This is a genomic window from Leifsonia sp. 22587 (assembly GCF_052044215.1).
Classification (GTDB): domain Bacteria; phylum Actinomycetota; class Actinomycetes; order Actinomycetales; family Microbacteriaceae; genus Leifsonia; species Leifsonia shinshuensis_C.
In genome coordinates this window covers 1,099,359-1,112,732 of record NZ_JBQENB010000001.1, presented here as the reverse complement: position 1 = coordinate 1,112,732, position 13,374 = coordinate 1,099,359, and the positions used below count along the sequence as shown (strand labels likewise).

The following is a 13,374-nucleotide window of genomic DNA, read 5'->3' as shown; positions in this document are numbered from 1 at the left end:
CCGGGCTCCCTTGTCTAGCTTGGGTAGCAAATAACTTAGCACGCTTCTTACATTCAGGAATAGGATGTCGGCATGACTCCGGCCAGGGACGACGCGCACAGCGACGCTCGACGCATCTCCGCATCCCTCACCGACCCCCGGATCATCGACCCACGCCAGGAGCTCGTCCGGCACGACGACCTCAGCGAGGAGGAGCTGGCGCAGATCGTGCGGCTGCTCGCCGCGATGCGCGAGTGGCGCGACGCCGACCAGCGGCTGAGTTTCGCCTCCCGCACGCACATGAAGCTCAACGAGACCGACATGCGGGCGCTGCGCTACATCATCGCGTCGATGAACAGCGGGGTGCCCGTGACTGCCGGAGCGCTGTCCGACCACCTCCACATCTCCACCGCATCCACGACGAAGCTGCTGGACCGACTGGAGCGGGCCGGGCACGTCGAGCGCCGGCCGCACCCGACCGACCGCCGCGCGGTCACCGTCGAGATCACGCCGGAGACGCACCGCGAGGTGCGCCGGACCATGGGACTGCAGCACGCCCGCCGCTTCGAGGTGGTGCGCTCGCTCAGCCCGAAGGACCGCGAGACCGTCACCCGCTTCCTCCAAGACCTCAGCGCGACGACGCTGGCCCAGGCGGCGGAACCACTGGCGGCGGAGCCGCTGCAGGAGCAGCCGCTCCCGGCTACCCCGGAGCCGACCGCTCTTCCGGCCGCGGAGACGGCTCCGGACGCGTCACGCGGCTAGCCGCCCTCGGGTGCTCCGCCTCGTAGACGATGCGGTTGGCCATCCCGTTGAACACGATCCCGTGGAACGGCAGGATCGCGAACCAGTAGAGCCGGCCGGAGAGCCCGCGCGGGAAGAACACCGCGCGCTGGCGGTACTCCGAGCCGCCGCCCTCCCGCGGCCGCACCGACAGTTCGAGCCACGCGCGCCCGGGCACCCGCATCTCGGCGCGCAGCCGCAGGCTCCTCCCCCGTTCGATCCGCTCCACGCGCCACCAGTCGAGGGCGTCGCCGGTGTTGAGGTGGTCGGCGTCGCGCCGCCCGCGGCGGAGCCCGACGCCGCCGACCAGCTTGTCCGCCCAGCCGCGCAGCGCCCAGGCGAGCGGGAAGGAGTACCAGCCGCGTTCGCCGCCGATGCCCTCCACCACCCGCCACAGCAGCTGGGCGTCGGCCGTGGAGTCGCGCTCGCGCAGGTCGGTGTACACCGTGTGCCCCGACCAGTCCGGGTCGCTCGGCAGCGGGTCGCTGGGGGCGCCGGCGACCGAGGCGTCCTGCCAGCTGGTCTCCACGTCGCCGGAGCGCTCCCGCGCCAGAGCGAGCCGGACCGATCGCCGGTAGCCGGTCAGCCCCTCGGGCGGCGGCGGGATGACCGCGTCGATGTCGTGGTCGCGCATCACGCAGTCGTACTGCAGCGACTCGATGATCGGCACGGCCAGGCTGCGCGGGATGGGTGTCACCAGGTTCACCCACTGCGACGCCAGCCACGGGGTGAACACCGGGAGGGAGGCGATCGGACGCTGCGGAAGGCCCGCCTCCAAGGCGTAGGCGTTCATCATCTGCCCGTAGCGCAGGATGTCGGGGCCGCCGATGTCGAAGGCGCGCGACACCTCCGGGGGCAGGTCGGCGGCGGCGAGGAGGTAGTGCAGCACGTCGCGGATGGCGATCGGCTGGATGCGGTTGCGCACCCAGCGCGGCGCCGGCATGTAGGGCAGCACCTCGGTGAGGTGCCGGATCATCTCGAACGACGCCGACCCGGAACCGATCACCACGCCGGCCTGCAGCACGATCGTCGGCACTCCGGAGTCGAGCAGGATGCGTCCCACGGCGACGCGGGAGCGCAGGTGACGCGAGAGCTCGCCGTCGGGATGCAGCGCGCCGAGGTACACGATCCGCCGGACCCCGGCGGCGCGGGCCGCCCCGGCGACGGTCCGCGCGGCGTCCGCCTCCTCCTCGTCGAAGTCGCCACGCGCCCGCATCGAGTGCACGAGGTAGTAGACGACGTCGACGTCCGCCACCACCCGTTCGACGGCGGCAGGGTCGTGCAGGTCGCCCTCGACGACCTCCACGTCGCCCGCCCAGGGCACGTCGGTCAGCTTCTGCGGCGAGCGCGCCAGCACCCTCACCGTGTGGCCGCGGGCCAGCAGCCGGGGCACGAGCCGCCCGCCGATGTAGCCGGTCGCACCGGTGACCAGGACGCGTGAGGGAGACATGGCCGTACCCTACGCCCGCCTCCCGGTGAAACGGTGTTCGCGCAGCGAACGCCGGTACGGGGATTCCCTGAACGTCAGGTACGTTTTTCGTCATGGGCAAGCTCATCTACGGCGGGACCACCGAGATCGGTTTCGAAGACCGGGTCCTGGCGCACCTGCAGATCGTGATCGGGCTGAAGCTTCGTCGCAAGGAGGGGTTCTTCTTCTCCTGGCGCGACGAGCAGAGCGTGGGCGACGGCCGCAGCGCCATCTGGATCGACCCGGCCATCCCCCTGCTGTTCCGCTACAGCGGAGGCCGCCCGCCGCGCATCAACAAGGCGTGGCTCGAGCAGCTGACGCTGTCGTCGAACAGCTCGCAGGGCCTGCAGCTGACCGAGGAGATCGGAGCGCTCGGCGCCGACGAGGTGGATGCGGACTCCGGCGTCGGCCGCTGACCGCTGCCGCATCCCGAGACGACCGCGAACAGAGGAAGGCCCCGCACCGTTCGGTGCGGGGCCTTCCCGGTCGTCAGCCTTCCGGTGTCAGCGGAGGTACTCCAGCAGCTCCGGGCAGCGCAGGCGCTTGAGGCTGCGTGTCTCCAGCTGGCGGACGCGCTCGCGGGTGATGCCGTAGACCTCGCCCACCTCGTCGAGCGTCATCGGCTTCTGGCCGTCGAGGCCGAAGCGCATGCGCACCACCTTGGCGTCGCGGGGCGGCAGCTCGCGGAGGCGCTCCTCGAGGTCGCGGTGGCGGAACTCCACCTCGACGGCCTCCGGCGGGCCCGGGAAGTCGTCGTCCTCGATCAGGTCGCCGAGCTCGGCGCCCTCGTTCTCGCCGACCGGCACGGCCAGCGAGACCGTCTCGGAGTCGCTCATCTGCAGCTTGTGCACCTCGGCGGGGTCGAGGTTCGACGCCTCGGCCATCTCCTCCAGGGTGGGCGTGCGGCCGAGCTCTCCGCCGAGGTCGCGGCGGATGCGGTCCAGCTTGTCGATCTTCTCCACGGTGTGCACCGGGATGCGGATCAGGCGGGCCGTGTCGGCGATGCCGCGCAGGATGGACTGGCGGATCCACCAGGTGGCGTACGTGGAGAACTTGTTTCCGGTGCGGTAGTCGAACTTCTCGACCGCGCGCACCAGGCCGAGGTTGCCCTCCTGGATCAGGTCCATCACCGGCAGCCCGCGGCCGGCGTAGCGCTTGGCGATGCTGACCACCAGGCGCAGGTTGGCCTCGATGAAGCGCTCGAACGCACGCTTGCCGTCGTCGGCGAGGTACTGCAGTTCGCGCTTCTCGCGGGGCGTCAGTCCGGGGCGGACCGCCAGGCGCTCCCCGGCCAGCACTCCCACCTCGATCCGCTTGGCCAGCGCGACTTCCTCGTCGGCGGTCAGGAGGCGGGTGCGGCCGATCGCGTTCAGGTAATCGCGTACCGGGTCGTTGGTCACTTCGAGCGTCGTCATCGTGTCATCCCATTCAGCCCGTGTACTCACGGGCACAGCCGTTGGTGCTCTCAGTTCGGGTGTCCGTTCGGGCTCTTGTGGAGTCCTCCCGGTCGTTAGCCACGATAAGCAATGCCCCCCTCCTCCCAACAAGGGGTTGACAGTTGCGCATCGCGTAGGCTAGCCGTTCGTAAAGCGCACAAAACCGCGTTTGTCAAGGCTCTATGGGGCGACGCACAGGCCCAATACAGTCTGCCGAGTGAGTGCGCAGACTTCTTCCTCATCGCAGAGCGCATCGTCGCTGAAGACGATCCGCACGACCATCCCGGCGCGGCTGGACCGCCTCCCGTGGTCGAAGTTCCACTGGCTCGTCGTCGTCGGCCTCGGCACCGTCTGGATCCTCGACGGTCTCGAGGTCACCATCGTCGGAGCCATCGGCAGCCGGCTCACCGAGCCGGACAGCGGCCTCGGGCTCACCACCGCCCAAGTCGGTCTGGCCGCGGCCATCTACGTGGCCGGCGCCTGTACGGGCGCGCTGGTGTTCGGCTACCTGACCGACCGCTTCGGCCGGAAGAAGCTGTTCATCCTGACCCTCGGGCTCTACCTGCTGGCGACGGTGCTGACGGCCTTCTCGGTCACTCCGTGGATGTTCTTCGTGTTCCGGTTCTTCACCGGGGCGGGCATCGGCGGCGAGTACGCTGCGATCAACTCGGCGATCGACGAGCTCATCCCGGCACGACGCCGCGGACTGGTCGACCTCGCCATCAACGGCTCGTACTGGCTCGGCACCGCCTTCGGCGCCGTGCTGACCGTCTTCCTCCTGAACACCGCGATCTTCCCCCCGAACATCGGCTGGCGCATCGCGTTCGGCCTCGGTGCCGTGCTCGGTCTGGTCATCCTCCTGGTGCGCCGCAACGTGCCCGAGTCGCCGCGGTGGATGTTCATCCACGGTCGCGACGAGGATGCGGAAGAACTGGTCGGCACCATCGAGCACGACATCGAGGAGCAGACGCACGAGCGCCTCGCGACCGTGCCGGACGACAAGGGCATCACCATCCACCAGCGTCGTTCGACCGGCTTCGGGGAGATCGTGCGCACGGCCGTGACCCGGTATCCGAAGCGGTTCACGCTCGGGCTGTCGCTGTTCATCGGCCAGGCGTTCCTGTACAACGCCGTCTTCTTCACCTACTCGCTGGTGTTGACGAAGCTGCTGCATGTGCCGGACGATGTGGCCCCGTGGGCTCTCGTCCCGATCGCGATCGGCAACTTCCTCGGCCCGCTGCTGCTCGGTCGCCTGTTCGACTCGGTCGGGCGACGCTTCATGATCACGCTGTCGTACGTGGGCAGCGGCGTGCTGCTCGTCGGGACCGCGATCATGTTCGACGCGGGCCTGCTCGACGCCTTCTGGCTGACGGCGTGCTGGATGGTCGTGTTCTTCTTCGCGTCGGCCGGCGCGAGCAGCGCCTACCTGACGGTGAGCGAGATCTTCCCCATGGAGACCCGCGCGATGTCGATCGCCTTCTTCTACGCGATCGGCACCGCGATCGGTGGCATCACCGGGCCCATCCTGTTCGGCCGCCTCATCGAGAGCGGGAGTCACGCGGTCGCCATCGGGTACTACATCGGCGCCGGACTGATGATCGCCGCGGGACTCGTGGAGCTGTTCCTGGGCGTCGACGCGGAAGGCAAGTCGCTCGAGGACATCGCGGCGCCGCTCTCGTCGGAGACCCCCGCCCAGCGGCCCACGCGCTGAGCGGGGTCGGCTATTCGTCCGCGAGGAGTTCCAGCAGGGCGGCCTCGGGAGCGCGTCCGCCGGAGGTGTCGATGACCTCGCCGTTGCGGTAACGGTCGAAGATGCGCGGGTCGATGTAGCTGTTGCGGGCGATCGCCGGAGTGTTGCCGAGCGCCGCAGCGGCTTCGTTCACCGCCGCACTGACCCGCTTCTTCCGCTGCGAGTCGCTGCCGGCCACGCCGAGGTCGGCGAGCGCTTCCGCCGCCACGATGGTGCCGTGCAGCGTCCGGAAGTCCTTCGCGGTGAACTCGCCACGCGTCTGGCGGCGGATGTACTCGTTGAGCGAGGCGGGACGGATCGTGTGCCAGGTGCGGTCCTTCCACGACAGCAACCGCGAGCGCTGACCGCGGAGCGCCTGGACCTGGCGCAGCAGCTCGGCGAGGTCGGCATCGCGGATGGTGCTCGTCCACTTCTGCGCCGACTTGGCGGGGAACGTCAGCGTGATGTCGTCGCCGTCGATGACGGCGTGCCGGCAGAGCAGCGTGGTCAGCCCGCGACTGCCGTTCGCGTGCAGGTACTCCTCGCTGCCGATGCGCACGCTGCCGAGGTCGATGATCCGGAAGGCGGCGGCCAGGATGCGGTCGCGGCCGAAGCCCTCCTCGCGCAGGTCCATCGTCACCTTGCGCCGGGCCGACGGCAGGGTCTCGGCGAGCTGTGCGGCGCGTTCGAACTTGAGGCGGTCCTGGTTGAGGCGCCACGCGTCGTGGTACCGGTACTGGCGCCGTCCGGCCTGGTCGGTGCCGACGGCCTGGATGTGCCCGCGCGCGTCGGGCGAGATCCACACGTCCTGCCAGGCGGGCGGCAGCACGAGCGAGCGGATGCGCTCCAGCTCGCGCTCGTCGACGATGCGGTTGCCCGCTTCGTCCTCGTACACCGGCCCCTTGTCCGTCATCGTCCGGTGGTAGCCGGGACCGGACGGGTTGCTGCGCTTGAGGCGCGTCACGCGGGCTTCTTTGCAGACTTCTTGGCCGGGGCCTTACGTGTCGTGGTCGAGGAGCTGGAGGTGGAGGACGTCTTGCGGGCGGCGGGCTTCTTCTCCGACGCGTTCGAGGCGGACTTCGACGACGACGACTTCGAGGACGAGGACTTCGACGACGACGACGACTTCGACGACCGGCTCCGCTCGACGCTGCGCTGCAGCGCCTCCATCAGGTCGATCACCTCGCCGCCGCCCTTCTTCGCCTCCTCCTCCTCGCCGAAGGTGGCGGCGGTGTCGACGCTGTCGCCCTCCTCCAGCTTCGCGTCGATCAGCTTGCGGAGCTCCTCTTGGTACTCGTCGCTGAACTTCTCCGGCTCGAAGTCGCCGGCGAAGCTCTCCATCAGGGCGCTGGACAGCTGCAGCTCGCGGTCGGAGATGCGCGGCGTCTGGTCGAGCGACGGGAAGTCCGCCTCGCGGATCTCGTCGTGCCACAGGAGCGTCTGCAGCACGAGGACGTTGCCGCGCACCCGCAGTGCGGCGAGCCGCGTCTTCTGGCGGAGGGCGAACTCCACGATCGCGGTCCGCTCCTCGTCCTCCAGCGTCTTGCGCAGGAGGGCGTACGCCTTCAGCGACTTGGAGTCGGGCTCCAGGTAGTAGCTGCGGTCGAACATCAGCGGGTCGAGCTGGTCGTTGGGCACGAACTCCACCACGTCGATCTCGCGGCTGCGCTCCGAGGGGAGCGACGCGAGGTCCTCCGGGGTCAGGATCACCGTCCGCTCCCCGTCGTCGTACGCCTTCGCGATGTGCTCGTACGGGATGACCTTGCCGTCGATCTCGCAGCGTCGCTGGTAGCGGATGCGTCCGCCGTCCTCGTCGTGCACCTGGTGCAGTGGGACGTCGTGATCCTCGGTTGCGCTGTACACCTTCACCGGGACGTTCACGAGTCCGAAGGTGATGGCGCCCGTCCAAATGGCCCTCATGAGCCCATCGTGTCCGGGGATCAGCCCCTTTTCAAGCATTGATCAGGGAATGCACCGGAACCGGGCGGCCCGGGCGTACCGTGTGGCTATGGCCGCCCAGGACTCCGAGGTCGTCGAGATCGACGGCCGCCGCCTCAAGCTGACCAACCTCGACAAGGTCATGTACCCCGAGACCGGGACGACGAAGGCCGACATCTTCGGGTACTACGACGCCGTCGCCGAGGCGATGATCCCGCACGTGCGGGACCGGATCGCCACCCGGAAGCGCTGGGTGCACGGCGTCGGGACGCCGGACGACCCGGCGGAGGTGTTCTTCCAGAAGAACCTGGACCCGGCATCCACCCCGGACTGGGTGAAGCAGGCGGCCGTCACGCACAAGACGAGCACCAACACCTACCCGCTGGTGAACGACCGCGCGACGCTGATCTGGCTCGCGCAGATCGCGTCCCTCGAGATCCACGTGCCGCAGTGGCGCGTCGACCGCCGCGGCGAGCGCGGCAACCCCGACCGCCTGGTGCTCGACCTCGACCCCGGCGAGGGCGTCACCCTCGCGGACTGCGCGGAGGTCGCCCGCCTGGCGCGCGCCATCCTCACCGACATGGGGCTGGAGCCGTACCCGGTGACCTCCGGCTCCAAGGGCATCCACCTCTACGCAGCGCTCGACGGTTCGCAGACCAGCGACCGAATCTCGGCCGTGGCTCACGAGCTGGCGCGGGCGCTGGAGGCGGACCACCCGGACCTCGTCGTGAGCGACATGAAGAAGTCGCTGCGGGCCGGCAAGGTGCTCGTGGACTGGAGCCAGAACAACGGGGCCAAGACGACGATCGCGCCGTACTCGCTGCGCGGCCGGTTCCAGCCGACCGTCGCGGCCCCCCGCACCTGGCGCGAGCTCGCGTCGAAGGATCTGCGGCACCTCGACTACCGCGAGGTCATGCAGCGCGTGAAGCGCCGCGGCGACCTCCTGGCCGACCTCGACGCGCACGGCGCGGGCGCGCACGCGTCGGAACCGGACCGGCTCTCCACGTACCGCTCCATGCGCGATGCGGGCAAGACGCCGGAACCCGTGCCCGCCGAGCGGCCGGCCGCGCGCGACGGACGCTCGTTCGTCATCCAGGAGCACCACGCCCGCCGCCTGCACTGGGACTTCCGGCTCGAGAACGACGGGGTGCTGGTCAGCTGGGCGCTGCCGAAGGGCACGCCGACCGACACGAAGCAGAACCACCTGGCCGTGCACACCGAGGACCACCCGCTGGAGTACGGGAGCTTCGCCGGGGACATCCCGCACGGCGAGTACGGCGCCGGGCACGTCGACATCTGGGACCACGGCGACTACGACCTGGAGAAGTGGCGCGACGACGAGGTCATCGCGACGCTGCACGGCCAGCCGGACGGCGGTCTGGGCGGGGTGCCGCAGAAGTTCGCCCTGATCCGCACCGCCCAAGGGGGCGACGAGAAGAACTGGCTGATCCATCGGATGAAGCTCGACGATGCGGAGGCGGCGGAGACGCCGGCGAAGGCGGAGGCATCGGCGAAGGCGGAGACGCCGGCGAAGGCGGAGGCGCCCGCGAAGGTGGAGCGCGGCGGCAAGCGCCCGCCCGCGGCCGAGCGCCCCTCCGGCACCCCCGTCTCCCCCATGCTCGCCACCCTGGGCTCCGCGGCCGACATTTCGGACGAGGACGAGTGGGCGTTCGAGATGAAGTGGGACGGCATCCGGGCGGTGGCGGAGATCCGCGGCGGACAGCTGCGGCTCACGACGCGCAACGGCAACGACGTGACGGTCACCTACCCCGACCTCGCCGGGCTGGTCGGCCTCGCCGGCGACCACGACCTCGTCCTCGACGGCGAGATCGTCACCCTCAACCCCAAGGGGCGCCCCGACTTCGGGCTGCTGCAGACACGGATGGGACTGACCCGGCCGGCCGACGTTCAGTCCGCGCTCACGAGGGCTCCCGCCCACTACATGGTGTTCGACGTGCTGGAGGTCGACGGGACGTCGCACACGAAGGACCCGTACGACGAACGCCGTGAGCTGCTCCGGGAGGTGCTGCAGCCGGGCCGTGGCGACCCGGTGCAGGTGCCGCCCGCGTTCGACGGCGATCTGGCCCACGCGGTCGCCTCCAGCAAGGAGCTGGGGCTCGAAGGGGTGATGGCCAAGCGCCGCGACAGCACCTACGCGACCGGGCGCCGCTCCCGCTCCTGGATCAAGATCAAGCACCACCTCACGCAGGAGGTCGTGATCGGCGGCTGGACGCCCGGCAACGGCCGCCGGGCGAACACGATCGGCGCCCTGCTGCTCGGCATCCCGGACGGCGACACCCTGCGCTACGTCGGCAAGGTGGGCACCGGCTTCAGCGACCGCGCGCTCGACGATCTGACGGCGAAGCTGGCCCGCCACGAGCGGAAGACGAGCCCGCTGGAGGGGGTGCCGTCGGCGGATGCGCGCGGAGCGCACTGGGTGCGGCCGGACATCGTCGGCGAGGTCGAGTTCGCCGAGTGGACCGGGCCGGGCCGGCTCCGGCAGCCGTCGTGGCGCGGGCTGCGCCCGGACAAGCGGCCGGACCAGGTCGTGCGCGAGAGCTGAGCGCCGCGGCGCCCGCGGGCGCTACGGGGTCGGCGCCAGCGCGTCGTACCGGCCGAAGCTGCCCTGCACCCGCACGATCACGGCGACGAGCACCACGATCAGCAGCCCTCCGAGCAGCGGCGGGAACCACAGCGCGCCGGTGAGCGCGAGGATGCCGATGTAGAGATCGCCGAGGCGCGGGCCGCCGGTCACGACGACCGTGAACACGCCCTGCAGGCGGCCGCGCATCACATCCGGCGCCGACGCCTGGAGGATCGTCATCCGGAAGATCGAGCTCACGTTGTCCGCGGCGCCCGAGGCCGCGAGCAGCACGGTCGCGGCCAGCAACGCCGGGAGGTTGGCCTCTGCGAAGGACGCTCCCCCGCCCGCCGTGCCGGTCAGCGCGACGACCGCCAGCACCACGCCGAAGCCGAGGATGCTCGCGCCGTAGACGATGATCGCCCGCCCGACCGCGCGCCCCTGCCAGCGCACCCCGCCGAGCCTGCCCGAGAACACGCTCGACAGGAGCGTGCCGACGGCGCCGGCCGCGGTGAGGATGCCCACGGTCAGCGGTCCCCCGCCGATCAGCAGGGCGCCGACGGCCGGGAACAGCGCGCGCGGCTGGCCGAAGGTCATGGCGATCACGTCGAGCACGAAGGTCATGCTGAGGTTGGGGGCGGTGCGCAGGAAGCGCAGCCCCTCGAGCACCGAGGCGAGCCCGGCGCCCTGCCGCTCCCCCTCCGGCACGATGGCGGGGAGCGTGAAGATGCCGAGGAACGCGGCGGTGAAGAGCACCGCATCCACCGTGTAGGTCCAGGGGATGCCGACGGTCGCCGCCAGCAGTCCGGCGAGCGCCGGCCCGACGGTCACCATGACGCCCATGCTGATGCCGCCGAGCGCGCTGGCGGCCGGGAGCAGCCGCGTCGGCAGCAGCCGCGGCGTGATCGCCTGACGCGTCGCGCCGATCATCACGCCGGCGACGGCGTTGATGGTGGTGAGCACGTAGAGCGGCCAGACGACCGGGATGTGCGCCCAGGCGAGCAGCGCGAGGCACGCGGTCGAGAGCCACGCGACGACGGCGGTCACCAGAGCCACTTTGCGGCGGTCGAACGCGTCCGCGAGCACACCGCCGTAGAGCCCGAACACGATCATCGGCACCAGGGCGAAGAGCGCCACCAGCGACACGGCGAGCGTCGAATGGGTCAGGTCGAAGATGTGCAGGCCGACTGCGACGATCGTCATCTGCGACCCGATGCCCGAGATCGCCCCGCCGATCCACAGCCGGGCGAAAGCGGGCGACTCGCGCAGCGGCGACAGGTCGACCATGTGCCGCTGGCGCGCGGGCGGCGCCTCGAGCGGGTCGCGCTGCGCGCTCGGGTCGGCGTCCGGCGCGAGCGGGTCGGCCGGCGCCAAGGGGTCGGCGGTGCGGTCCGCCGGGTCCCCGCTCAGAACCGCGGCTGCTTGCTGAGGCGGACGGCCGCGGTGGAGAGCACCACGCCCGCCAGCATGATCGTCACCGTGATCGCCTGGAGCAGCACCTGGAAGAAGGGGGTGAACGGCGTGACCGAGACCCAGAGCCAGAGGATGGCGCCGATCAGCGTGATCACGTAGCTGAACGTGCGGCGGGCGTAGAGCGCGTTGAGCGACACCACGGTGGCCGCGACGGTCACCTGGAAGAACGGGAGGAACGAGTCGGCGTTGCCGGTCCACGTCGCGACCAGGCTCCAGATGCCGACCACCAGCGACACCAGCACCACGAGGGTGGCGAGGAGGTTGCCGAGCGCGGTCGGCAGGGTGGTGCTGAGGCTGCGGACGAGCGTGCCCTGCTCGTCGCTTCCGACGACCTCGCGCTGGTGCTCGTTGGGCTGGGAGATGACGTGCGTGCTCACGCCGTCGATCCTAGCGCAGCGGAGGCGCCCCGGACCCGCGGCGTAGATTGGGCGGCATGGCCGCATCCCGTCGCCGAGCACGCTCTCGGATCCCGCTCCCCGCCCGCATCCGACGCCTGGATGCGCAGGTCGCCGCACGGGTGAACGAACGCACGACGGGCCCCGCGGTCGACGGCTTCTGGCGGGGGCTGACCCGCGCGGCCAACCACGGGAAGCTGTGGTTCGCCGTCGCCGCGGTGCTCGTCGCGCTGGGCCGTCCGCGTGCCGCAGCGCGCGGGCTGGCGTCCCTGGGGCTCGCCAGCCTCGTCGCGAACCTGGTCGGCAAGCGGCTGGTCGGAGGCGAACGCCCGGCGCTCACGTCCATCCCGGTGTCACGCCGCCTGCAGCGGACGCCGACCTCGCCGTCCTTCCCGTCGGGGCACACCGCGAGCGCCGCCGCCTTCGCCACCGGGGTCGCACTGGAGTGGCCTGCCGCGGGCGCCGCGCTGGCGCCGCTCGCGGCGGGGGTCGGCTACTCGCGCCTGCACACCGGCGCGCACTGGCTGTCGGATGTCGCGGGCGGCGCGGCCATCGGCGCGGGCGCGGCGCTCGCTCTCAAGGCCGCCGTGCCGGCGCTCAAGCGCACGGTCCCCCGTGATCCGCCCACCGCGCGGATGGTCGACCTCCCGGCCACCGACACCGGCGAGGGCGTGTTCGTCGTGGTGAACCCGGGTTCCGGGCGCGGCCTCGGCCGGCCGGAGGCCGGTCCGCTGCTGCGCGAGAAGCTGCCGCAGGCGCGCATCCACGAGCTTCAGGACGGCGACGACATCGCCGAGCTGATCGGCCGCGAGCTCCGCTCCGAGCGGCCGCCCACGGTGCTCGGCGCCTACGGCGGCGACGGGACGGTCTCCGCCGTCGCGCAGCAGGCGCTGGCGGAGGACCTCCCGCTGCTCGTCTTCCCGGGCGGGACGTTCAACCACTTCGCCAAGGCGGCCCTGCTTGACAGCGTCGACGCGACCCTCTCCGCCCTCGCGGCGGGACACGGCCGGGAGGTCGACGTCGCCGACCTGCAGTTCGGCGACGGGCACGAGGTCACGGTGCTGAACACCGCGTCCGTCGGCCTCTACCCGTCGTTCGTCGAGGAGCGCGAGAAGCACGAGAAGCGGCTCGGCAAGCCGATCGCGGCACTGCTGGCGGCGATCCGCGTGATCCGCCGCGGCGACCCGCTGCAGGTGCGGATCGACGGGGAGCGTCGCGCGGTGTGGTCGGTGTTCGTCGGCGTGGACCGCTACTACCCGGTCGCCGTCGCCCCCATCGAGCGGCGCAGGCTCGACGACCACCTGCTCGACGTGCGCGTCCTGTTCGCCGGCGGCCGTCCGCGCACGCGCGGCGCCGTCGCGCTCGCCTTCGGCGGACGGGCCGACGCGCTGGTCGCGCGCCTGCCGTTCCTGCAGGGTCCGCCCGCGCTCGACGCGCGGACGGTCGAGGAGATCACCATCGAGGCCGACGGGGACGACCCCGGCTACGCGCACGACGGCGAGGCGTCGACCGAGACGCCGGGCGAGCTTAAGCGACTGACTCTCCGGATGCGCGCCTCCGCTCTGCGGGTCTACTCGCCTCCGGCGTGAGGCCGG

The 13,374-nt window shown here is 71.1% G+C and carries 11 protein-coding genes; 5 read left to right on the top strand and 6 right to left on the bottom strand.

The window, feature by feature from the left end:
- The first annotated feature begins 72 nt into the window (after positions 1-72).
- A complete protein-coding gene (locus ACTJI1_RS05365) occupies positions 73-741 on the top strand; it encodes a MarR family winged helix-turn-helix transcriptional regulator (RefSeq protein ID WP_440741824.1) in 669 nt (222 codons plus the stop codon).
- On the opposite strand, the gene ACTJI1_RS05360 is transcribed toward ACTJI1_RS05365, so the two are convergent.
- Positions 680-2,209: an SDR family oxidoreductase gene (locus tag ACTJI1_RS05360; RefSeq protein WP_440741823.1), complete on the bottom strand. Its 1,530-nt coding sequence runs from the start codon at positions 2,207-2,209 to the stop codon at positions 680-682. The two genes, ACTJI1_RS05365 and ACTJI1_RS05360, sit on opposite strands and share 62 nt — an antisense overlap.
- Before the next feature lie 92 nt (positions 2,210-2,301).
- On the opposite strand from ACTJI1_RS05360, the gene ACTJI1_RS05355 reads away from it, so the two are divergent.
- The gene (locus ACTJI1_RS05355) at positions 2,302-2,643 is read left to right on the top strand and encodes a DUF7882 family protein (protein ID WP_310129932.1); all 342 of its coding nucleotides are present in this window, start codon (positions 2,302-2,304) and stop codon (positions 2,641-2,643) included.
- An 87-nt stretch (positions 2,644-2,730) separates the two neighbouring features.
- Here ACTJI1_RS05355 and ACTJI1_RS05350 read toward each other — a convergent pair whose 3' ends face one another.
- On the bottom strand, positions 2,731-3,642 hold the full coding sequence (locus tag ACTJI1_RS05350) for a sigma-70 family RNA polymerase sigma factor (RefSeq protein ID WP_310129933.1): 912 nt from the start codon (positions 3,640-3,642) through the stop codon (positions 2,731-2,733).
- A 313-nt stretch (positions 3,643-3,955) separates the two neighbouring features.
- Between ACTJI1_RS05350 and ACTJI1_RS05345 the strand changes: the two genes are divergently transcribed.
- Positions 3,956-5,374, top strand: coding sequence for an MFS transporter (locus ACTJI1_RS05345; protein ID WP_310134935.1), 1,419 nt, complete (start codon positions 3,956-3,958; stop codon positions 5,372-5,374).
- Positions 5,375-5,384: 10 nt separating this feature from the next.
- Here ACTJI1_RS05345 and ACTJI1_RS05340 read toward each other — a convergent pair whose 3' ends face one another.
- Complete coding sequence (locus ACTJI1_RS05340; RefSeq protein ID WP_440741822.1) at positions 5,385-6,356, bottom strand: DNA topoisomerase IB; 972 nt, start codon at positions 6,354-6,356, stop codon at positions 5,385-5,387.
- Positions 6,353-7,312 carry a non-homologous end joining protein Ku gene (gene ku / locus ACTJI1_RS05335; protein ID WP_440741821.1) on the bottom strand — a complete coding sequence of 320 codons (960 nt, stop codon included), beginning with the start codon at positions 7,310-7,312 and terminating at the stop codon, positions 6,353-6,355. The genes ACTJI1_RS05340 and ku overlap by 4 nt, the downstream gene beginning before the upstream one ends.
- Positions 7,313-7,400: 88 nt before the next feature.
- On the opposite strand from ku, the gene ACTJI1_RS05330 reads away from it, so the two are divergent.
- The gene (locus ACTJI1_RS05330) at positions 7,401-9,893 is read left to right on the top strand and encodes an ATP-dependent DNA ligase (RefSeq protein WP_440741820.1); all 2,493 of its coding nucleotides are present in this window, start codon (positions 7,401-7,403) and stop codon (positions 9,891-9,893) included.
- A 21-nt stretch (positions 9,894-9,914) separates the two neighbouring features.
- On the opposite strand, the gene ACTJI1_RS05325 is transcribed toward ACTJI1_RS05330, so the two are convergent.
- Complete coding sequence (locus tag ACTJI1_RS05325; RefSeq protein ID WP_440742179.1) at positions 9,915-11,198, bottom strand: MFS transporter; 1,284 nt, start codon at positions 11,196-11,198, stop codon at positions 9,915-9,917.
- A 119-nt stretch (positions 11,199-11,317) separates the two neighbouring features.
- Entirely contained in the window at positions 11,318-11,761 is a 444-nt protein-coding gene (locus ACTJI1_RS05320; protein WP_310129941.1) for a hypothetical protein, read from the bottom strand.
- Between the two features lie 56 nt (positions 11,762-11,817).
- On the opposite strand from ACTJI1_RS05320, the gene ACTJI1_RS05315 reads away from it, so the two are divergent.
- Positions 11,818-13,368 (top strand): bifunctional phosphatase PAP2/diacylglycerol kinase family protein, encoded by a 1,551-nt coding sequence (locus ACTJI1_RS05315; protein ID WP_440741819.1) that lies wholly within the window; start codon positions 11,818-11,820, stop codon positions 13,366-13,368.
- Positions 13,369-13,374: the final 6 nt, after the last annotated feature.